Annotated in this window: 19 protein-coding genes; 2 read left to right on the plus strand and 17 right to left on the minus strand. The window is 44.4% G+C overall.

The window, feature by feature from the left end:
• Positions 1–84: 84 nt before the first annotated feature.
• The 17 genes from CKV62_RS06930 to CKV62_RS07010 form a co-directional block, all read right to left on the minus strand.
• Positions 85–1,728 (minus strand): vWA domain-containing protein, encoded by a 1,644-nt coding sequence (locus CKV62_RS06930; protein WP_095066307.1) that lies wholly within the window; start codon positions 1,726–1,728, stop codon positions 85–87.
• A 131-nt stretch (positions 1,729–1,859) separates the two neighbouring features.
• Positions 1,860–2,960 carry an AAA family ATPase gene (locus tag CKV62_RS06935; protein ID WP_095066308.1) on the minus strand — a complete coding sequence of 367 codons (1,101 nt, stop codon included), beginning with the start codon at positions 2,958–2,960 and terminating at the stop codon, positions 1,860–1,862.
• Between the two features lie 117 nt (positions 2,961–3,077).
• Positions 3,078–3,884 carry a hypothetical protein gene (locus tag CKV62_RS06940; RefSeq protein WP_095066309.1) on the minus strand — a complete coding sequence of 269 codons (807 nt, stop codon included), beginning with the start codon at positions 3,882–3,884 and terminating at the stop codon, positions 3,078–3,080.
• Positions 3,885–3,996: 112 nt separating this feature from the next.
• Positions 3,997–4,647, minus strand: a complete 651-nt coding sequence (locus CKV62_RS06945; RefSeq protein WP_038115915.1) for a potassium channel family protein — start codon at positions 4,645–4,647, stop codon at positions 3,997–3,999.
• Positions 4,648–4,736: 89 nt separating this feature from the next.
• Positions 4,737–6,098 carry a TrkH family potassium uptake protein gene (locus CKV62_RS06950; protein ID WP_095066310.1) on the minus strand — a complete coding sequence of 454 codons (1,362 nt, stop codon included), beginning with the start codon at positions 6,096–6,098 and terminating at the stop codon, positions 4,737–4,739.
• Between the two features lie 10 nt (positions 6,099–6,108).
• Positions 6,109–7,038, minus strand: a complete 930-nt coding sequence (locus tag CKV62_RS06955; protein WP_422821981.1) for a carbohydrate kinase family protein — start codon at positions 7,036–7,038, stop codon at positions 6,109–6,111.
• 307 nt (positions 7,039–7,345) lie between these two features.
• Positions 7,346–8,986, minus strand: coding sequence for a heme anaerobic degradation radical SAM methyltransferase ChuW/HutW (hutW, locus tag CKV62_RS06960; RefSeq protein ID WP_095066312.1), 1,641 nt, complete (start codon positions 8,984–8,986; stop codon positions 7,346–7,348).
• Positions 8,987–9,004: 18 nt separating this feature from the next.
• Positions 9,005–9,523, minus strand: a complete 519-nt coding sequence (locus tag CKV62_RS06965; protein ID WP_095066313.1) for a flavodoxin family protein — start codon at positions 9,521–9,523, stop codon at positions 9,005–9,007.
• 27 nt (positions 9,524–9,550) lie between these two features.
• Positions 9,551–10,345, minus strand: coding sequence for an energy transducer TonB family protein (locus tag CKV62_RS06970; protein WP_095066314.1), 795 nt, complete (start codon positions 10,343–10,345; stop codon positions 9,551–9,553).
• 2 nt (positions 10,346–10,347) lie between these two features.
• The gene (locus CKV62_RS06975) at positions 10,348–10,755 is read right to left on the minus strand and encodes an ExbD/TolR family protein (protein ID WP_095066315.1); all 408 of its coding nucleotides are present in this window, start codon (positions 10,753–10,755) and stop codon (positions 10,348–10,350) included.
• Between the two features lies 1 nt (position 10,756).
• A complete protein-coding gene (locus CKV62_RS06980; RefSeq protein WP_095066316.1) occupies positions 10,757–11,374 on the minus strand; it encodes a MotA/TolQ/ExbB proton channel family protein in 618 nt (205 codons plus the stop codon).
• A gap of 35 nt (positions 11,375–11,409) precedes the next feature.
• Positions 11,410–16,488 (minus strand): TonB-dependent receptor plug domain-containing protein, encoded by a 5,079-nt coding sequence (locus CKV62_RS06985; RefSeq protein WP_095066317.1) that lies wholly within the window; start codon positions 16,486–16,488, stop codon positions 11,410–11,412.
• A gap of 244 nt (positions 16,489–16,732) precedes the next feature.
• Positions 16,733–17,623 (minus strand): helix-turn-helix domain-containing protein, encoded by an 891-nt coding sequence (locus CKV62_RS06990; protein ID WP_095066318.1) that lies wholly within the window; start codon positions 17,621–17,623, stop codon positions 16,733–16,735.
• A gap of 222 nt (positions 17,624–17,845) precedes the next feature.
• Positions 17,846–18,244, minus strand: a complete 399-nt coding sequence (locus tag CKV62_RS06995; protein ID WP_095066319.1) for a YbaN family protein — start codon at positions 18,242–18,244, stop codon at positions 17,846–17,848.
• A complete protein-coding gene (locus CKV62_RS07000; RefSeq protein WP_095066320.1) occupies positions 18,244–19,611 on the minus strand; it encodes a PTS ascorbate transporter subunit IIC in 1,368 nt (455 codons plus the stop codon). The genes CKV62_RS06995 and CKV62_RS07000 overlap by 1 nt, the downstream gene beginning before the upstream one ends.
• 34 nt (positions 19,612–19,645) lie before the next feature.
• Positions 19,646–19,921: a PTS sugar transporter subunit IIB gene (locus tag CKV62_RS07005; RefSeq protein WP_038115943.1), complete on the minus strand. Its 276-nt coding sequence runs from the start codon at positions 19,919–19,921 to the stop codon at positions 19,646–19,648.
• 121 nt (positions 19,922–20,042) lie between these two features.
• Positions 20,043–20,495 carry a PTS sugar transporter subunit IIA gene (locus tag CKV62_RS07010; RefSeq protein ID WP_095066321.1) on the minus strand — a complete coding sequence of 151 codons (453 nt, stop codon included), beginning with the start codon at positions 20,493–20,495 and terminating at the stop codon, positions 20,043–20,045.
• A gap of 275 nt (positions 20,496–20,770) precedes the next feature.
• On the opposite strand from CKV62_RS07010, the gene CKV62_RS07015 reads away from it, so the two are divergent.
• Both CKV62_RS07015 and CKV62_RS07020 read left to right on the plus strand, forming a co-directional pair.
• Complete coding sequence (locus CKV62_RS07015; protein ID WP_095066322.1) at positions 20,771–21,778, plus strand: FecCD family ABC transporter permease; 1,008 nt, start codon at positions 20,771–20,773, stop codon at positions 21,776–21,778.
• A gap of 29 nt (positions 21,779–21,807) precedes the next feature.
• On the plus strand, positions 21,808–22,554 hold the full coding sequence (locus CKV62_RS07020) for an ABC transporter ATP-binding protein (RefSeq protein WP_095066323.1): 747 nt from the start codon (positions 21,808–21,810) through the stop codon (positions 22,552–22,554).
• Positions 22,555–22,563 lie beyond the last annotated feature (9 nt).

Raw genomic sequence — 22,563 nt, forward strand, 5'->3', positions numbered from 1 at the left:
AAACACAACAAAAGGCTGTCACAGCATACCATAGTATTTCTCGAACAAAGAGAATATATCTATCTTATGCTGTGGCAGCCTTTATTATATTTCCTGATTCGCCATGGAGAATCCACCGCGATTGCTCATGCGCACGAATTCATCAATATCCTGTCGTTCGTCGACACCTGCATAACCTAATTCACGAACGGGCCCATGCGGATTGTGCAGGGAAAGCTTCGGCTGTTCCCCTGTGAGAACCCATAGAACTTTATACCCTTTCGGCATGTCCCGCAAGCGCTCCTCGCCCTTACCGTCCGTAAAATAAACCAGCAAATCTACGCGATGTTGATTTGCCAACGAAAATACAGGACTGAACGCCGTAGCTCCGCGCACATCCAGACGCGGCTTTACGTCCCGTACGGACTCCATCGTATATATGCGGCGCACCTCATTATCGCACTCCACGACCGTAATGCGATGGTTATAGGCATGTACGATCTGCAATACTTGCTCCAGTGCATTCGTAAATTCATCATCGGTAATGCTGCCGCTCATATCGAGAGCCACCCACACTTTCGCCTTATGCTGGCGCAATGTCCCCGATAATTCAAGGCGCTCCGGCTGACGGCGATTGCGGCGCATCGCCGTCTTCTTATATCCGCTTGAAACCTTGCCCATCAGTTTTTTAAGGTAAAAGTACCACGGCAATGTACGACGGGTTTTCTGAAAGGTATCGATGAGACTTTTCACATAACCCTCCATGTCCCCTTTAGAGGCTTCATTGATATAGCGCTCTGTGATCCGATCCATCGTATCCGTATCGATAGAGTCCGACTCATCCCAGATATCATGACTTGTCTCAGGATTAAATTCCATCGCTACCGCCGTATCCGCATCTTCAATCGGCACAAAGAGGTACGGTTTTTCCGTCATCACCTTATCAATGGCTTTTGCATAGTATTCAATGGTACGGAATCGCTTAAGTAACAAGCCGAACCGCTCATTCACATTCGCTACCGTCACCGCATCTCGGTCCACATGCTCCAAATAATCGTTCAACACCATATCCATAGCCATGTGTACCGCGGTTTTATTAAAACTTTGGCTCAACTGTTTCACGCGCATCAAATGGGCGGAAATAATATGAAGCACCTCGCGTTTGATGCCGTCTTTCATCACGTCCGGCGGCTGTCTGAGCAAGATAAACGGATTCACATACAGCACATAACCGCCCTGTTTCAAATTTATGCCGAACGCACCGGTCATATCAAATCTGATACGATGTGCCATCTGCAGGTAAAAGTATCCGAAAAATTGATCTTCTTCCAAAAGCAGACTGTTCACCTCATGCAAAATCGCCCACAACCGCTGCTCATACGAAGTATTCATGACAGTCTGTTGCATGACCGCCAAATCGGTTCCTTCTAAAGGCATATCCTCTAATGCGCGACCGATAGTGCCGATATGACTGTCTGATATATTGTGATTCATCAAATCAGCGGCGATGCGTTCCGGTTCAAGGCTGTGATGTTGAGCTTCATAACTGTCCACATAGGCCTCATAGGCCGCGTAAATCTGCGTATATAAAGCCTCCGCTTCACGATGGATTCTCTCCCGTTTGGCATGCCATCTATCTAGTAACTCGACCGCATCCGCATCATAAGCACCGGTCTTTTCCCAGCCGTCGATATGCGTCAACAGATCCGTGTCGTCACGGATGTCATCCTTATCCAAATTACGTTGCATCTATTCCACCTCCTTCAAGTTAATAACGATAAAATTCACCTGAATCACAACACGACTGAAGCCCTAAAACTCACATAGCCGTATAGTTATCATCTAAGGGCATATAAATTTAAGATGACACATTTTAACAATTATTTCTGCGCCTCAAAAAACGTATCCACAAACAGTTCATCCTCAATAGCATAGGCATAAACACGTTCGTACGTATTGCGCAGGTCTTTCATAACCGCAATGCGTAAATCACCGGGATAAAGTGTTAAAAATTCTACAAAGTGATGTACCTCTTGCGCATTGCTGTTACCGTTCAGGCGATGCAGCATATTCTTTGCCGCCACGTAAAGACGCGTAGGGCTTTCACCTTGAACCTGTTCAGCCATAGACATGACAGCCCCCGGTTTTTGAACGGCTGCGAGCACATCGTCAAAGGTAATCAACGGTTCCTGATCGGACTCGATAAAGTTTATAAACGCCTCGGCAATCAATTTTCCCACATTGCCGCGTATGACATTCAAAAACACGTCGCGACTGTAACCGTTGTCCTCTTGATTCTTATAAATACTGTATAGACCGGATACCCGCTCAAAGGAGCGCGGCGTCGCATCGATATCATCCTCATGCCGCTGATTCAAGTATTCCGGATACGATGAGATAAACTCGATCACCTTGCTTTCAATGCCGCCACCGATAGCCCAGTCAATCCACTGCATATAATCCGCATGCATGTACAGCCAAACAAAACGGTTCTGTTGCGCCGGATCCATATCGATAGTTTGATAATCAAAGGAATCCTCCGGATTCATGGCCGCCACGATTCGCACATTGTCACTCAAGGAAAACCCGTTGATTTCACGATTCAGAATGAGATTCATCAACTCCTGTTGTACCGCATGTTCAGCGCGATTGATTTCATCGATGAACAGCAATACATGCCGCCCCTTATCGACCGCCTGCGCCACATGTTCCAGCGTATGATGTACCGCATACACAGTGGTTTTCACTTGATGTACGGTACCATGACCGTCCGTATGTGACACTGTTTCCACCGTCGGTAAGCCGCCGATTTCCCCTTCTTTCAAAAGATTGCCGTCAATCGTCACCAGTTCCCAATCGTGAAGCGCCGCCACGCGCGCCGCTAATGATGTTTTGCCGATACCCGTTTCACCGACGAGTAAAGGTACCTGATTCGCGGCCAGTACCAATTCAACACTGGCCATAGTATCTGTAAAGTTCATTGTAACTCCTTTAATGCCTTATATTTCAAGAAACAGGACTTGCATGATGTATAAATCTTTTTGTGAAAGTCATATTTCATATTCCTCACCCTATCAATATGCAATGCCCTTACAGCATCAATATATTAAATATTCATCTACCGCAATTTTCTTTACGGCTCTTGTTCCATACGTATCGATTAGCGCCAATACATCGATTGGCCATTTTGATTGACGTCCGCCGACAGAAGTATTGTTAATAAGTTCACGAATATATACTTCGTTTACGTTCTCGCCGGACAATGTATCTATAATACTCCGCCGTATATCCTCCACCGTAATCCCCAATGTATTCGGAATATAGCCTAAAACCCGTGCAGAGACAGAAAAAAGATGCAACGCCGTTTCCTTCGTCAGATTACCGATTTGTCTCATTGCTTGCGGATCTTGTAATACGGCGGTCTTCAGTACGGTTATCGAAGGCTTCGGAATATAGCGAAGTGCTAAATAATTTTCCCGTACAGCTGCCAGTTGCACCACCTCTGTAGGATGTTTAATATATTGCAACGCATCAAAGTTTTTTCGCACCGCGGTAAGTTGCAATGCTTCCGACGGATTCTCGATGTATCGAATAGCCCAGCCCGACTGTTCAAGCGCCTTCTCAATTAATACATCGGACGGATTCTCTATAAACTCCAATACGGCCCAATCCTTTTCAATCAATCGCATCAATAAGGCTTCATCCGGATGCTCCACAAACTGAATCGCTCGCGGGGATACATCAAGGGCTTTTTCAATAACCGACTGCGTAGGTTGTTTAATATATTGTAACAGCATGCCGTTTTGTGAAACACAGACAAGCTGCATTCCCTCCGTAGGATTTGGAATATTCCGTATGCCATGCGGATTGTTCACCAATGCCGTTATGTATTGTTCCTCTGTCATAATACCCTTCACTTCTATATAAAAAGGCCATACGAATACGTATGACCTATACTGAATTCTATTCTATTATATCATCTTTTTTCGATATAGTTATATATCTTTTACATACTTGCTACATCGTTAATGCATCCAAATCGGAATTATTCCCGATGACCAATAATTTGTCCTCTTGTGAAAGTATGGTCACAGGATCCGGCGGCACCTCCAATTCCGAACCGCGCCGAATACCGATGGCATTCAGATTATATTGCTCGCGCAACCTGGAGTCCTTCAGGCAGGACCCGACCATAAACGCCGGCATATCCACCTCGATGAGTCCGATACTTTCAGATAGCTGCAAATAATCCATCACATGATCGCGCGTCAAGGACTGTGCCAAACGCAACGCTACGTCATATTCAGGATAAATTACCATATCTACGCCCATTTTCTTGAGCATCTTGCCTTGCAAACTATTTTCCGCTTTCGCCACCACATAGGGCATATTCATTTCTTTTAACAACATGGAGGTCATCAGATTCGCCTGCACATTGTCGCCGATAGCGACGATAACCAGATCGAATTGACTGAGTGCCAATGACTTGATCGCCGTTTCATCAGTGGTGTCCGCTACGATGGCATGTGTCACATAGGGCGATATTTTCTGCACAATATCCGGATCGATATCGACACCGAGCACTTCATGTTTCATGGATGCCAGCATTTTAGCAATGGTCGTACCGAATTGACCAAGACCAATTACAGCTATAGTTTTATGTTTCATACAAATACCTCTCATTACCTCATGGAACTCAATACACTGATACTCAATACTCATAATAGAAATATCGAGAGGTTCATGCGAAATAACAGTTAGAGCAGCACATTCTCCTCCGCATATCCGATAGGTTTCATAGGTGCGGTTTTTAAGGCCCATGTACCGATAACCGTCATAACACCGACACGCCCCGTAAACATGACGAGCATCAGTACCCATTTGCTGCTATCCGATAAGTCCGGGGTAATCCCCGTCGTGAGCCCGACCGTACCGAATGCGGACATAACTTCAAACAGAATCCGTATAAAGTCATACGTTTCATCCCATGCAAGATAACAGGTCGCCAATAGTACTATCAGTAACGATAAGAAAATGATACCGTTCGCTTTCATTACGGTAACTATGGATAAGCGGCGTTCAAAGACCTCCACATCAGGTCTGTTATCAAACAGTGTGCGAGCAGACAAAAATGCAACAGCTACGGTGCTTATCTTGACACCGCCGCCCGTCGAGTTCGGTCCGGCCCCTATAAACATGAGAATAATCGACACGAACAATGTAATGGGATGTAATGAACCATAATCCACCGTCGCAATCCCCGCCGTACGCGGTGTAACAGATTGGAAAAACGAAGCCATGACCTTTTCCCATACCGGTAAAGGCCCCAAAGTCTTCGGATTTCCCCACTCGACCCCTAAAATGATGATGGCACCGATCGCAATGAGAGTCACTGTTCCTATCAGCATGATTTTAGTATGCAGCTTAAGGTTTGTAAACCGTCTTACACCGCGATTCGCCCATATATCAAAGGTCGCTAAATATCCGAAGCCGCCGACAATGATAAGAACCATTGTATTAATATTGAACAGCACATCTCCTACCATAGCATAGGGCAGATTATTATCGAAAAATACAAAGCCCGCATTACAGAAGGTTGAAACAGCCTGCATAAACCCGGTATATAGAGCTTCAGAACCGATATAGGGATATAGTTGAATCGTATAAATGATGCCGCCTATAATCTCCATAACTAGGGTATACAGTGTTATCAGCTTTGTGATATGTAAGAGTCCGCTCATCCCCTCCTGTCCTACATCCTCCGATAGGAGAACTCGGTTTCTAAGTCCGATGCGCCGTCCTAACAGTAATGCTATAATCGTCGTAAACGATACGATACCGAGTCCGCCCAACTGAATGAGAAGGACCATGATTATTTTCCCCAAAAAAGACCAATGGTAATAGGTATCTACAGTCGCAAGCCCGGTAACGGACACACAGGATACCGCCGTAAAAGCCGCATCCACGAGATTCGTACCGTAACCATCGGCACTCGACATGGGCAACATCAACAGTAATGTACCTAACGCCATGACACTGAAAAAACTGAGTGCCAATAATCGATAGGGGTTATCTTGAATATATTTTTGTACAGGATGATGTGAAATATCGTGCCACATAATGTCCACCTTAACGGGAGTTTGCCAACGCCACCGCATCCTCTAATGAGGGCAGTCCGCTGCGTCCACCGAGTCTCTGCGTATTTAAAGATGCGACGGCGGAAGCAAAATCAGCGGCACTTTCAAAAATTGTATTGGAACAGTCCAACAGAACCTCCCGCGCACTTCGACGCCCCTCGCACTCAACACGCATATTGCGAATCGTCTTTGCGATAACCGTCAAAAAGGCACCGTGGAAGCTGTCACCCGCCCCGGTAGTATCTAAAACGGTATATTGAGGAAATGCGGGACACCGATAAAATGTCCCGTCAGGCCATACAAAATAGCTGCCCTCAGCCCCATCCGTAACACCTGCAATATAGGCGCCACGTTCATGAATGATGCGACATGCTTCCTCCAGATCTTTCGTTCCCGTATATTCTTCGGCGTAATCCCGGGCGACGATAACAATATCGCTGGCCCGTGTAATGTCCTTTAAGCCTTCATCATAGCGGTTCGCGCCGCCATCAAGAGAAACGAGATTACCGGACTGCTTACAGATGGTCATGGCTTCGATTAAGCATTTACGATGGCGACCGTTGATATGTAGAATATGGCCGCCTTCAATGCACGCCTTATGTTTATCCAGGGACTCCAGTTCGGGTGCCGTGGACCGTTCAAAGAAAATAGCCCGATCGCCGGTCTTTTCATTAACTAAAATAGTGGCACTCGCCGACTTGGAGTCCCGCGCGGATTCGATATGACTGGTTTCAACATTATAATAATCAAAATCATCGAGAATATGAGTCCCCCCTATATCATCTCCGATGACGTCAATCATAACCGTATCGAGTCCGTACTTTCCCGCCGTAGCAAGAGCAGTCGCTACAGGGCCGCCTCCGTCAACGGCAGTCATTACCGCCTCCTGTACCTCACGCCCCGTAGGGAATGCTTTTACCATGACAAATCGATCCAATGTGCTGGCCCCGATGCCGACAATATCAAAAGGATGTGTGTCATATACAATATCTCTCGGCCGTTCAGGTGTCGCCGTAACACTTGCAATAGTAACCTGCATATTAATTCCTCATTATACTGATCATCTTACATGCTGACCTTAATTTTAATACAAATTCTACGTCTAGCATACCCGTATACATGATAAAAGTAAACCCCCGGACAAATCCCGGGGTTTTTATCGATAATGTGGTGAAATAGTATATACAATGTATACTGAGGTTATTTAGTCGGTGTAAGTAGTGTAAAGTTTAGAACATCATACGTTCCATCATATATTCTATTTCATCAGCGCTGAGATTATACATAGCCTGAACCATGCGTTCCGCAGATTCACCGGATGCACCGCTTTTCGCGATTTCCGCTTTAGCCTTTGCAATGAGAGCATCCTTACGCTTAGCTTCTTCGTTTTCACCGGTCGGAACGGAAATATTCTCCTTGCCTTGACCGATACCGCGCACCTCTTGAGCCGGCGCCGTTTTAGAATGGGTCTTTGTATCCTGTGCAGCTACAGATTCCAACGCGAACGAATTGCGCCCGGTCATGATGTACTCGACGGCTTCCAGTGTACTTTGGGTGATATTAACGGTCCAAAACTCACCGGCCGTCGTCAAACGGTAAAGAATGCCGTTATAAGTTACAAGTCCGCGTTCCTGCCAAACATCATAGAGCCAGCTAAGCTCTTTCAAACGAAAATCCATCGTCACTAAATCATCGATATTCAGGAAGCCCTGTTCCAGTTGACTCACCACGACATTGACAATCGGCTGCAGCTCGCTCTGCTTCATAAGCGCCATAAACGGTTTTTCACCGCGGCTGACCATGTCTTCATAAGGCTTTAAAGCGCGATGCAACATCATACCGTAACCGTCTATATTACCACCGGCACCGCTCCCGAACGGAAACATCGGCACACCGGCTTTAGCGAGGATATTATACAGGCTGCGTTCCCGATTATCGGCACTCCAATGGGCTGCACTCAATCTACGATACGCGCGTTTCTCCAAATAGTCCCGACCGAATCTAAACATATCGCTTTGCATTGCCGTCGTCGCTGCCGGCGGCACTTTACCGCTGACAATATCCCTATTAAGGTCGCTGCCGTCAAACACATTGAGCTGGTATAAGTCGGCTCCATCCACGCCGGAACTTACGAGTTGAGCCAGGTCGTCCTCCCATACCTCCATCGTTTGACCCGGTAAGCCATAGATAAGGTCAATAACAAGAGAACACTGACCGTAAGCTTTCACATCCGCCAGTCTTTTAAGCACCGTCTCCCGATCATCTAAACGCCCCACCATTTGGCGTACCTCGGTATTGAAGGACTGCACACCGATAGACATACGATTTACACCGTGACTCATCCAGACATCCAAATTTTCCGGAATCAGATCGTGAATACGACCTTCCAAGGTCATTTCATAATCATTCGCCAACGGCAAGTAATCGCGAATCGCCTGCAACAGACGTTTGGAGTTAGTCGGCGATAACGATGTAGGCGTACCGCCACCGATAAACAGCGCATGAATAAGACCGTCTTTCAATCGCTTGCATTCACCGGCGGCCTGCAATTCACCGATGAGGTTGTCGATATATGTATCTTCCACATTCTGACTGGTCCCATTCTGAAAGAAACCGCAATAGGTGCATTTCGTCTTGCAGAACGGAATATGGATATATGCGGATTGCATCTGTCCTTTAGGGACCTCTCCGTTCATCACGGTCTGCCAGACCTGTTGAGTTTCCTTCGGAGATACGAGTGTACCGTTCAACCCCGCATGAACGACGCGCTTATGGGGGAATGCCCCGCTGATAGGATCATCACAAACCATACCCAGTTGCAGATTTCTCTGCTTCTCGGGAAGTGATTCAAAAAACGCTGCTAACGTCATACTACAATCCCCCTTATATCAAGCTTGCAACTTGGCAAGTACCGATTTTGCAAATGCCTTTGCATTTGCAAAGTCCTGTTCATCCGGATGCGTTTCTGCAGACTTATGTAATGCATCACGTTCAGGACTTTGTCCATGTGCAGATCCCGGCGGGAACATCTTATACATCATTTCGATGACCTTCGGATCGATTTTCCCTTGACAGACAAATCCATCTACCAGTTGTTCCTTGTTCGGTAATAATGCGGATGCTTTTTCAATGCTTTCACGAGCATGATCGGAATCGGCATACATCCCCAACGTCGCAAATAGTACGACATGCGGATTTGTAAGCGTTTCAATCAATTTAGCCGCTTCTTTATTAGCCGTACCGCGATCAACCCAGAAACCTGCAAATACGGTATCGTAATCACTCAAATTGTCCGGTGCGTCCTTAACGGAAACACAAGGTGTCCCCGGCGGCATAACGGAAGCCATCGCTTCCGCTACACGTTTTGTATTCCCTGTAAGGGATGAATATAAAATAATGTTTTTCATTGCTATCTCCTCTATTCCTTATATAGATTATTCCTCATCTTCATCAGATGCTTCTTGTCCTCTAAACTCAACCGGTACATTTACATTTATATCTTCTCCGGTCGGATTATTATATGGTGTTGCGGATACAACTGCAGACATAGCTGCATCATTAAAGATTTCATTTGTAGTCGATAAAATTTGTTGACCGATAAGAGCACCGTCCGTATTTAATGTCACCTGTACAAGTACGTCACCCTCCAGGCGCCGTTTCAATGCCATAGCCGGACTTTGTGCGTATTTCTGTACTTTTTCACGGAAGCCTTCACTGTCAAATGCCGCTTTCGCTTTGCCATGGCCGTCCCCTTCACCTTTGCCATCGCCCTTGCCATAACCGGTACCACGACCATCGCCAACACCTGTACCGTCACCGGTTCCATGACCACCACCGGTTCCGCCTCCGGATCCCGGACCGTTACCGGCTCCGCCATTTTCACCGAATGTGTTCGATTGATTTTCATTACCCTTACTTGGTACATCTACAGCATCAGGAATATCCGTTGCCGTAGATGGTTCCACATTTGTTACAACAGCCTTTGTCCTTGCCGCCACTTCATCAGCGGACAGCGGTTTCGGGAATAGAGATGACCGGTCCCCGCCTCCGCCGCCGGCATGGCCGCTACCACCATCATCAAGCACACTCTGGGTGAGATCGATTTCATATGTGTCCTGCTCCTGAATAGCTGGCACTACTACAAAGAAAATGACGGCAATAAATAGAATAATCAGATGCACTATGGCGGATATGATGGCTGCCTTTTTCCATGATATGCCTATTCCCATAGTTATCCTTTCTGTTCCGTCGCAATAGCCAAGCGCTTAACACCGGATTGTTTAAGCATATCCATGATAGCTACCACCTGACCATGTGCTGCACGCTTATCGGCCTGTAAAATAACGCTGGCATTCGGATTCTGTGCGATACGCTCTTTTACCATGGCCTCTGCCGCATCGATGCTCATCGGATTATTATCAATCGTGATGTGTCCCTCCGCATCCAATGTGAGGACCACCGGTAATTGAGCCGGCGTCGATGCGGATATAGCTTGCGGCAACTGTATGGATAAAGCCTTCTGCGCAATGGTCTGCAAACTATTCATCATGAAGAACACCAATAAGAAGAATATAATATCAATCATTGGGATAATCATGAATTCAGGCTTGGATTTCATACGAAAACTTTGTAAATTCATACTATTTCCACCCTTCCCGTTTTGCTGTAATTATATTAACACACATCGTTTCAATTTGATTAATAATGGAGTCCAAACGATGGCTAAAAAATGTATAAACGATAAATGCCATAATCGCCACACATAGACCGGATGCCGTCGCGATGAGGGCTTCACCTACCCCTCCGGTAATGGCGGATGCACCTGCACCGGAGTCGAGAATACTGAAAGAACCGATCATACCTGTAACCGTCCCCAACAAGCCCAATAACGGAGAAATTGTTACGGTTGCACTTAAGTAATCCATATATTTTTTGAACCCTACCGCATCAACGCCCATCTGATCGGCGAAAGCCGTTTTCATCCCTGACTCGTCCTTATCATTCGTCAATCCCGCTTGTGCAACTCGACTGGCAATGGATGGATTTTCCTGAATCACTTTTTCAATTTCATCCCAGCTCTGCAATCTGGAAAGTTCATTAACCGCATGGCACACAACAAATGTCTTACCTGCATATTTACGATAATAGAAAGCTCGTTCCACCGCTATGGCGATAACCATAAGGGATAAGAATAGCAATGGATACATGACATATCCGCCGCTATGAAATAAATGAATTACATAATTTAGATTTTCCATACTAATAACCTTTCTGTCTATTCACAGACCGCATATCAGAACCGATAGGTCCCTTGAATTCTTGTATAATCGCCTAACTTAAAGCTTTCACTACCATATAAAGTATCTCGTTTATTAGTACCCTTTGCATCAAATGTATAGAACGCCTCAATGAGCAGATCCTTACGCGGTACATAACCGGCACCAAAGGTAAAGCTGCGAATTCCGTCCAGATAACGATCCGGAACAGCACCTGTACCGTTGCCGCCGAAGAATGAACCGTGCTGGAAGTATTTATAATCAATAAACGCATTCCACGACTTCGGAACATCCAAATCCGCACGGCCGATATCGAGTCGAGCCATCCAGAAGTGCGGTGTACCGCCCATTTGGTGCCCTTTAATAGCAAAATCCGCGGTGCCCCGTTCATGTTCATAAACGGTATTACCGTTCATATATCTACCGAAGTTCGATCTGTTCTGCCCGTAATCAACGGTTACGGATGCATTAGCGCCTAGCTGATATTTGGCGCCGATACCGAATATATGCGCTACATTCGAGAAACTGTATTCATCATTTTTATTGCCGTTAGCATTCAGGAAGGTATGCTTGCTGCCGTCAAAGGAATGTAAATACCACGCTTGCAGGCCGAGACGTGAACCGATCTGTTTCTTCACCTGTACAAATGCGGCCGTTTCAATCGCCGGAATTGTATCCTTTTCAAGAACAACACCTTCCGTCCTGATAAGATTACCGATAATCTTTCCGATAGCCTCCCGAGGCAGTTTATTTTCTGACTCAGCATCATGTACAACCTTTTCCAAATTATATAGATAGTTATACATCGCAGGAGTAAGACCCCAACCATAATCGGAGCTGCCTTCACCCCAATCACTTGAGGAAAGTGTAAAGTTCTTATTATAAAGAGTCGATTTAGCATCATAATCACTAAATACATATTTACCACTGTCGTATTTATAGGTCTTGGCACCTAAGAATCCGGAAAACTCGTAGTCATTTGCAGATTGACCATAATAATCATACGATTGACGGAACGTACCGTCCGACTGTTTAACCCAAACAGCTTCAAGCTCACCATTCTTATAGTTTGACCAGTTATCGGATGCATTGTATTTAGCGATAGAATTCATAGCTTTATCGATATCCGCCCCATGTTTATCCATGTAAACCTTAGAATTCAACAAAGCATCCTTATTATCTGACGAAACGATAAGCCCTTTGGCCGACTCTTTTAAGTATTCAGGATATAACGGCGAGTTCACATTATACATGATGCCGCCAGTCATATAGAGTTTTTCCCCTGTTTTCTTATTGGTGATCTCATACATTGCATAACCACCGGACGGAATATCAAGGGAGAACTTGGCTTTCGCCATTTCCTCAGGATAGGCCTTTGTAAGAATATCCTGTAAACGCCCCATAATTTGAGCCTGTTTCTTCTGCGTTTCAGCCAGTTTTGCATCAACCTTCGCGATTTCCTGATCGCGATTCGGATTACTCCAGCTTAGATCAGCATTCTTTTTGAAAGTCTCATATTCATCCTGCAAATCCTTTAGCTGCTGATAGAAGTAGAGATTATCCGTTTTACCTTTATACGTGGAGTCGTAGATACCATTTGGACTGTCCGGAGCCGCCGCATCTTCCGTCGTCTTTCGTTCTCCATCAGAGCCGGACTTGGTTGCACTGTTGATATCATACGGATATTCATCTCGATTAATCCCTATCAGCTCGGCCGCAGTAGGCGGTCTGTAAATCACCTTATGTTCCGCATGTGTATAAGCGGAATCACTGATTCCTGTACTGTGTTTAAATGTACCTGCGCCAATGCGTACTTGTGTATCATTACCGGTCCATACGGCACGTGCACCATCATAAGACTGTCCGAACCAATAGCCGCTGGCCCCCATAGGCTCAGTCAATCGCCCTACAGATACGTCCCACTTCTTAACACGTCTTGTGAGATCAACCGTATCGAGCCGTTGATGATTAAAGCCTTTCGAATTAGACATCGTCCAACTTGTATCTACGCCACGCATCCCCGTCGCACTGCCGATAACGGTGAGATTGGTAAACTCATTGAGACGTGCATCAAAGCCGAGACGTAGTCGTTGTTCAAAGCTATGACGATTTGCATCGTATATATTGGCCTTTGCGGATCCGATAGCGGAATTTTCTCTAAACGGTGATTGAGGGCGGTTGGTACCGTCGTGAGCCATCCAACGTGCACGGTAATCGCCGACCATCGTAATACCGCGTTCTTTAGATAGATCAAAATCAGAATGAATAAAATCGGTTAGACGAACTACATCGGATACATTTTGTACTGCGGATTCGGTGTTTACGGACTCACCACTAGTTACGTTAGAATCTACGACCCCTGCTTTACCGGCTGTGCCGTTAGATTTACCAATTGCCGCGTTCTTACTTTCACCACCGCCGAATTTAAGATTGACACCTACGCGGTATACGCGTTCCTGTGTAGCCCGATCATCATCTCGATGGTTAAAGATATTATTGATACCGAAGTACATCATGGCATTCTTATTAAACCGCTTCTGGACCATAACATTCCAAATACCGAATGTCTTCTTTTCATAAACCTGTTTCTTATATACCCCGGCATCACCGGACAGGATATCAGGCCAATAATTACCGCCATTATTCAATGTGTTGCTGTCGAGCATATTGATATAATAATCGCCCCAGATAGAGCCGTTCCAGCCGGATTTCGGATTATCATAGGTGATACCTATATCCACTTTGTGCATCGGTTTATCTAAGAGTTGACGCGGCATGCTCGGATCACTCTTGTTAATGGCATGCAAATAGGTATAACCCAATTTAGCAGACCAATGTTTGCCGAACTTCTGCTGCACTTCCGCTTGGAGTCCGGTGATTACAGCTTTGCCGATATTTTTAAAGCTGTAAATCATATCCGGTGCACGTTGGTATTTCGCATCGCCTCGCAAATATGGTGCAAAGTCCATAAAATCACCAGTAAAATACACGGACATATAGTTTTTAATGCGATTATGGAATACCCCGATACGAGCATAGGTATTTTTATTTTCACCTTCTAAACTCATATCAAAGTTGAGTGATTTTTCCGGTTTCAAATTCGGGTTGCCCGCCCAGTACCAACCGAGTTTGGCAACACCGATGCCCACAGGATTCGATGCATACATTTCCCAGTTGTACCACAACTCACCCATGCCCGGTTCCGTATAACCGGTACCCACATTAGCCTTGAATCGACGATGTATATTACCTTTGACGTTATAAGTCATCCCCATTGATGCGGATATATTGGAGCCGAACAGACTGCTGTTATCAAATCGTACAATCGGCACCAATGTCAAATTCTTATTGACCTGCCATGTATCGGAAATATAAGCGTTTACCTTTCTAATCGTTCCGCTACCGGTAGTCAACCGTTGATCTCGATTGCGATATTCTTCAAGGAATGCCTTGCCATTTAATTTAGGTGCTTTCTTACGCATTTCCGCATCATTGGATTCGCCGTATTTAAAATAATCGCCTACAATGTTCGCACGATGCGCGGCCATTTCGGGATTCTCCGCTTTCAAACGATCCTCTAAAGCGTAATACCGCTTTTTAAACTCATCGGTTACAGGTTGATTATTAGGTGATGTGCTGGACCATTCACTGAGACGACTTTCAGATAAGCCATAATTCACATAGTCATCATATGTAATCCCCGGTTTCTGGGCATTTGTTTCAGCGCCATAGTATTCATAATCCATATCCCACTGCGGCATTCCACCGCCGGAATTAATGAATTTATAGTCATGAATATGAGAGTAAACCTTAACGCTGTTATCACCTTTACGCCGCACCAGACGATCTAATTTATCTACGAGCAGACTCTTGTCATAGTTCCACGGATCGATATACATAGTGCTCGCATTCGGCGAACTCTTAAGGCGACTGCCGGAGCCTTCTTCACGAGCATAGCTTACGCCGTAACTGAGTAAGTGATTTTTATGGACCTGTGTGTTCGCATTCGCACGAATATCCAATTGGCGATGGTCGATATTATCGATATACCGCAATTCGTTGGATCCTTCATAGGCGGACCGCCCCGTATAGCTGATGAGAGCCACATCATTTTCCTTGATGCGCGAATAGTTTGTCTCTACCGTCCAATCACTTTTACCGGCCTTCGAGGACCACGATAAATTCGCCGTATTACGATCAGCAGTTCGTTTAAAGTGTTGTTGCGGCTCCAAATCAGAATCGGAGTGTTTCACATCACGTACAAGATCCTCCGTGTATCGATTGAGGCGCATTTCAAATTTATTTCTATCACTGGCCTCATAGGTCGCAACGAGACCGATATCCGCCGCATCCCCATAGTAGCGAAGCACATTCGGCTTAAAGTTATGTTTTGCATAATCAAAGGCCATTCCAGACTGACGGCGTTTAACAGATGCCAGTACCGGCATAAGATCCCGTTTGCTGCCGGATAAACCCACCTTCAATTTACCCATTTGACCCGAATCGGCCCGAATAAAGAAGTTTTGATACGGGAAGGCATCGCCATCACTTTTCCGCCGCATCCCTTCCGCATTAAGTTGTAAGGTAGGTTTCTTCTGCGCCTTCTTTGTGATGATGTTAACCACACCGCCCACCGCATCGGAACCGTATTTAGCGCTCGCCGCCCCCTGAATAACTTCGATTCTCTCCACATTTTCCGTTCCCAGACGCTGTACTTCATCAGCCGCCCCGGAGTACTTATCAAAATCACCCAGTACCGGTTGCCCATCCACAAGAATCAGCGTATGCCGCGCCTCGGCACCACGTATGGATACCCCTACACGCCCCATTGCATCAACCGTTCTGGATACACCTGTTTGAGTAAAAATAATATCTTCGACGGACTTCGCCTGCTTCTTTTCAATTTCTTTTTTAGTAATAATTTGCACTTGCTGTGGATTTAATTTAGCTTCTTCCTCGGCCCATGTCCCCTTAACATGAACCACATCGGTGGTCACCGTCGCATTGTCAGCCATGACAACAAACGGAGCATTTAACCATAGTGCCACCGCACTAGATAGGATTAAATAGCGTTTTGTGTGTCCCCAACGGATCATCACAACCTCCTCCAATATCTGATTACACACAACCATACTGTTTCTTTATGATTCCGATTTCACACAAGAAAAATCATAAAAAATACACTTCACTACCATCAGGTAATGACATTGAAAATCATTTACATAATTATGGTAGCAAAGTGTATCTTGCATATCTACTCCGAACAGACCAAAAATATACAATTCGGACAATATTCAATTATCGTGTAACAACCGATCTAAATCTGTTGTTATAGTGTAACTATATCTTTCGATAATCACTCGGTTTCATCCCTACAGCCGCTTTGAAAGCACTTGTAAATTTACTGCCGTTTTCATACCCGACGGCATTAGCAATGCGCAAAATCGGTTCATCCGTATCGCGTAGTAACCGCTTCGCCTCATTGATGCGACATTCTTTCAAAAATTGATGAATGGTCACACCATATACACCTTTAAAACACCGTTTCAATGTGGATGAAGGAATGTTAAAATTGTGGGCTAACTCGTCAATAGTGATACGCTTCATAAAATGCGTAGACATATACTCACTGACGGATTTAACAATATCTACCTGTTGCTTTCTGAAAGTACTGCGTCTTTCACAATTTTCTGTAGATATAACAGATAATAATAAAAAGATTTCAATAACCTTCAGTCTAAAATAGTGCCCTTTAATTTGATCGGGCACAGTATATAAACTGGAAAAAATTTGTCGAACCGATTCCGTTTCCTCCACCATCATACCAAAGTCTGAATTCTCGCAAAATCGATTAGCTAACTCCGTCAAATCAATGCGCGAATCCGTTACAAGGGAGTCCAATACAGGTTGAGCTTTTTCAACATCCACCAACAATACAATCCCTTTAAAAAATTTTGTAGGAAAATAGTTCTCATGTTGATAATCCGAGTGAGTATGCCATCCTAATGACATATCCCCTGCCCCCATATATAGGTACTCACCAGATGTAAATTTGCACTCAATGCGTCCCTCTTCACAGTGGTTAATTGCAAACGTCTTTGTATGTGACTGGGCGAAAAATTGAATCGTCTCTCGCTTCACATCCAGGAAGATCAAATCAATACCGTCAAAAACAGCATATCTCGACATGGAAATTCCCGGCTGTGAAATCGCATGATTATGTGGATTCATACTATCACCATATACACAAATACTATAAACATCACTATTATAGTATACATATTGAAAGTGATTGTCAAATTCAAATTACCAATAATTCATATAACTTTTAAATTATATGGGATTCCCATGTCGACTTAAAACTATTAAAGATAATTCTCCTCAAATAAAATGACCACCCCCTAATCAACACATCTAATAGGGGTGGCCAGTTTAAAGTATAATAACCGGTACTTACTTATTTTTTGTTTTTACAACACATGTTAAGGCTATTACATGTGCAATCCATACGATTGCCATCACTATAAGCGCTGTCGAAATATTCCTACTAAAGTAGGCCCCTATCGCCATTATGGTACTGACGGAAGCCAGGATGGTCAACTTTGCCCGAACCGACAACGCCTTATTGCGCTCATAAGCTCCGACAGTCCTTTGATATAAATCGGACTCCAGAAACTTCTTATGGAATCTTTCAGAACCTCGCGCCAAACAAAATAGTGTAAGCATGTAAAAAGGAACAGTTGGCAACATTGGCAATACAATGCCTACAGTACCAAGGCCAAAGCTAATAGCGGCTATAGTAAGAAATACATAGCGCACTACTGCATATCGATGTTGCGCTGTTGTTTTCATCATTCCTCTTCTACGTAGTTAATAACTTTACCTTTCGTTTTAATAAAATTAGGAATAATCAATACCAATGCAGCAATAGCGACGATACCGTAAATACCTGCCATACCGATCCATTCGAAAGCGTGGCCTAGCACTAAAGCTACCACTGCAAAATCCGCATCACCGAAAGTCGTATTTTGGAAGCCGAGCTGTCCCAAAACAGGTAACGCCATTGCAGGCAAAAATGTAATCGCCAAGCCGTTGAGAAATGCCCCTACCGCTGCACCACGGCGACCACCTGTAGCATTGCCGAAAATACCGGCAGTAGCACCGCAGAAAAAGTGAGGTACAAGGCCCGGAATAATCAAAACACCACCTACGGCTCCAAGAATGAGCATTCCGATGATACCGCCTATGAAAGAACTGATAAAGCCTAGCACTACGGCCGTCGGTGCATAGGTGAAGAATACGGCGCAATCTACGGCCGGAATAGCATTAGGGATAATCTTTGTAGCAATCCCTTGGAACGCAGGAATCAAATCACCTAAAATCATTCGAACACCGGAATATACGATAGTCACACCTACCGCAAAGTTCATAGCGCTCATAATGGCATATAAATAAGGACTCATTTCACCCGATAAGGTTGCTACAAACTCAGAGCCTGCCGCAAAGGCCGCAATTAAATAAAACACGATCATCGTCAAAGCCGTAGACAATGTGGAGTCACGTAAGAAGCCCCATTTTTCCGGAATCTCAATGTCCTCCGTGCTGTCATCGGCTTTACCAACATATTTAGCAATCCATGCGGATAAATAATATCCTAAGCTGCCAAAGTGCCCCATTGCGATTTCATCACCATCCGTCACTTTAGATGTATAACTTTGACCGATAGCAGGAGAAATAGCGGACCAGGCCCCCATCAAAAAACCGCCTACAAGGATGAGTTCCATGCCTGACAACCCAGCCGTTCCCAACACGGCGGACATGAGACACGCCATAAACAAGCTGTGATGACCGGTTAAGAATACATATTTGAACTTGGTAAAACGGGCAATCAATAAGTTCATAATAAGACCGACTACGAGAATAGACATCGTTTCAACGCCCAATACCTTTTGTGCTACCGCTACGATAGCTTCATTATTCGGTACGACACCGGTAATATGAAATCCATGTTCAATCATCTTTCCCAACGGGTCGAGATTGCTTACGATAACACCGGCCCCTGCGGCGAGCATTAAATAACCGAGAATCGGCTTTAGCGTGCCCGTCATAATTTTATGAAATGGACGTTTCAGTGCAATCAATCCGATACATGACATGATACCGATTAATAATGCCGGTTGAGAGAGCACATCACGTAAAAACTCCAATACCATTTCCATAACACTACCTCCTATGGTAAAACTCAAACGACTGTTATTGAGCCGCCTGTTGCAATGCCTCTAAAATATCTTCTTTAATCTTCTTTTTATTGATATAGCTACGAACGACAGCCACATTTTTACCATCAAACTGTTCCGCTAATTCTTTCACGGTTACGATTAAATCCGCCTTACGACCTTGAGCCGCATTAAAATCAATGGATTCCACTTGTGCATCGATACCGTTTTCCGCACATATTTCTTCAATTTTCATTTTAAGCATCAAGCTGGATCCGATGCCATTACCACATACAGTTAATACTGAAATCATAAAATCCTCCTATACTATCAACCACGATACATCATAACTAATAATACATGTAATATGTCTAAGTTAAAGAATATATATACATATATCTAACTAGAGATAACTAGAGTTTTTAAACAACTCACTATTCACTCAAATGTTCCGCCAAGAATGCCTGAACATCATCGATGCTTTCAAAATTAACAGCCGCATCAAGAAATTCTTCATCATCAAACAGCATCGCAATGTCCGTAAGCAATTGAATATGCTCATCTTTGTTAGGTGCACATAAGAACAATGCCACGGAAACAGGGTCATTATCAGGACTGCCGAAATCCAATGGTTTTTCCAACGTAACCAGTGCCGTTCCCACTTGTTTCGCTCCATTTTCGGGACGTGCATGCGGCATAGCTAACCCCGGAGCCAATACGATGTACGGACCCATTTCACGAACGACCTCTACCATAGCCTCCGTATAAGAAGGTTCCGTAAATCCTGCCTCCACCATAAGCTGACCCCCATGACGAATGACATCCTCCCAGGATTCCGCCGGATAATGAAAGGATACATTGTCCTCGGATAATAAATCTTGTAACAAGCTAACACCTCCTAAGCTTAAGTACACATTAGATATCATGTCTATTATATCTATTCTGTGACAAATTTCATATATCAAAAAACAGATGAACTCATCATAAGTATAAAAACCTAAGGCCTAAATAATATGGACTCACAAATTTGTATACCAATCTTATTGCTTGTTCATCTATAATTTCGAATACCCATACGCCTATCCATATTGTATATATATTGAAAATTATCTATACTCATCTAAGTAGTTATTACCTGCTAAAACGATAACAAGGAGATTTTATGCAGATTCTGATAAAAGTACTAGTTCTAAGTCTTATACTCTGTATTTCATTAGTAGTCGCCCTTCAGTTCGGGGCTAATTTTATTCCATTAGAACAAATAATGTCTGCACTTACGCACATACTGAATCCGAATACTCAGACAACTACGACAGACACGATTATTACAGATATTCGGTTGCCACGACTTATCTACTCGGTTCTAACGGGTATCGGTCTTTCGCTCGTAGGTTTATTAATGCAGACCGTCACACGTAATGCCTTGGCAGATCCCTACGTATTAGGCGTTTCATCCGGTGCGAGTACCGGCGCTGTTTTCGCCATAATCATGGGCGGCATTCCTCTATTAGGACAATATAATACGCCTGTTTTTGCCGCCTTGGGCGCGGCACTTTCCATTCTGCTGGTACTGCTTTGCGTCGGTAAAAGCAACAGTCCCGTAAAACTCATACTCATCGGTATGGGAATGACCGGAATCTTCTCAGCATTAACGATGATGATTATTTATGGAGCAAAACACGAAGCTCAAGTCCGTAGCGCCATGTTCTGGCTGCTAGGCAGCTTTGCCGGCATACAGTGGGGCGACCTGCCGCTAACAGCAGTTATTGTAACCTTATTAATTATATACATATATATGTTTAATCAGGATCTAGATGTACTGCTTCTTGGCAATCACGAAGCCTCACAAATGGGCTTATCCGTAAAACAATTGCAACTGAGCATCGTCATCATATCCTCCATCGTCATCGCCACATTAGTGTCAAAGGTCGGAATGGTTGGATTTATCGGTCTTATCATTCCCCACTTGGCACGGATTATAGGCGGGCCCAAACATACACACACATTGCTGTTCAGTGCACTTATCGGCAGTATCGTTATGATTTGGTCAGATGTATTATCGAGGGCACTCTATAGTCCGGAAGAAATCCCTATCGGTGTCCTTACATCCTTATTAGGGGCTCCGCTCTTCATATGGATTATCATGAATCGTTATAAACACAACGGTTAGCTGTCTTTATCAAATTTATGGGAGATACTATGTATCATATCAATCAGTTATCTTTTTCTTATGAGAAAAAAGAAGTGTTAAAGAATATTACCGTAACATTTCCAACGAATAGAATAACGGCCATAATCGGCCCTAACGGATGCGGTAAATCAACGCTGCTCAGCCATCTATACCGCCTTCATCCGTCGCAAAATAAAATCACATTAAACCAACGCCCCTTAGAATCCTATAAAGGACGCGAATTCGCTCAATTAGTGGCAGTCTTATCACAATCCAGAGACGCCATGATTGATGACTTCTTAGTGAAAGATATTGTCCTCATGGGGCGCTATCCGTACAAGCAACACTTCGGTACATATGGTTCAGAGGACATTAAAATTGCAGAGTACTATATGGATGAAGTAGGTATCGCACATCTTGCCAACGAGGAGATTCATCATCTGTCGGGCGGCGAAAAGCAACGCGTCTTTATCGCTAAGGCACTGACACAGGAGCCGCAGGTACTCCTCCTGGATGAGCCTACCAATCATCTGGATATGAAATATAAAATAGCCCTTATGAAACAACTACGGGCTTTCACAGGCACTACGATTGTAGTGCTGCATGATTTAAATTTGGCCGCTCAATACTGTGACCATGTAATCATAATGAATCACGGGGCTATATTGAAAGAAGGTTCACCTGACGAAATCCTCACACCTGAAATTCTTGAACCGATTTTTGAAGTTCCTTTCAAAACATCCTGGGATGAAGGGCGCTATCATTTATATTATTAACCAAAGAAA

This window comes from Veillonella rodentium (genome assembly GCF_900187285.1).
GTDB lineage: Bacteria > Bacillota > Negativicutes > Veillonellales > Veillonellaceae > Veillonella > Veillonella rodentium.